The organism is Kitasatospora sp. NPDC018058 (genome assembly GCF_044327205.1).
Lineage (GTDB): Bacteria > Actinomycetota > Actinomycetes > Streptomycetales > Streptomycetaceae > Kitasatospora.
Map to the genome: position 1 here is coordinate 222 of NZ_JBIRFA010000158.1, position 835 is coordinate 1056.

Annotated in this window: 1 protein-coding gene (running past one end of the window); it reads right to left on the reverse strand. The window is 76.9% G+C overall.

Features of this window, described 5'->3' with window-relative positions:
• Nucleotides 1-720: the 5' portion of a CBS domain-containing protein gene (locus ACH4E7_RS45700; protein ID WP_396255141.1), read on the reverse strand. It extends 180 nt beyond the left edge of the window; only the first 720 of its 900 coding nucleotides appear in the window; the start codon lies at nt 718-720; the stop codon falls past the left edge of the window.
• Between the last annotated feature and the right edge of the window lie 115 nt (nt 721-835).

Sequence of the window (835 nt, forward strand, 5' to 3'; positions counted from 1 at the left end):
GGGGGGGGGGGGGGGGGGGGGGGGGGGGGGGGGGGGGGGGGGGGGGGGGGGGGGGGGGGGGGGGGGGGGGGTGGGGCCGGCGGCGGGGGGGGGGGGGGGGGGCCCCCCCCCCCCCCCCCCCCCCCCACGGCACAGCTGCTCGGCGATCGGGACCAGGCTCCGACGCGGCAGCCGCCCCTTCATCGTCACCACGCCTTCGTCCACGGCCACCTGGACGTCACAGGGGGCGAGCCAGAGGGTCTGGCCGAGCACGTCGTGGTTGATCTCGTCCCGGATGGCCGCGTCATGGCGGAGGAAGACCTCCAGCAGGTCCCGGCGGCTGACGATGCCGACCAGGCGGCCGACCTCGTCCACCACGGGCAGCCGCTTGACCTTGTGCTTGTCCATGGCGCGGGCGGCCTCGGGCACCGACCACCCCGGACGGGCGGTGACGGCGGGGCTGGTCATCAGCCCGCCCGCGGTCTCGGCCTCGGCACGGGCGCGGTCCTTGGCGTCCAGCCAGCGGCCCGGGTAGCGGCCCTCGGGGTCGGGCAGCACGGCTTCCTTGCGGATCAGGTCGGCCTCGGAGACCATGCCGAGCGGGCGGCCCTGGTCGTCGATCACCGGGACGGCGGTGATGTCGTTGCGGTGGAACAGCGCCGCGATCCCCTTGAACGGCATGTCGGGCCCGGCGGTGACGACCTCTCGGGTCATCACGTCCTTGACGCTGCGGTGCTGCATCGTCCTCACTCCTCCTCGGGTGGTCCCGCCTCCACTGTCCGCCCGCCGCGAGCCGCCGGACAGGGCCGTACGGTCCCTGCCGCCAGGGCCGGTTCAGCCCAGGACAGGGCGGCCG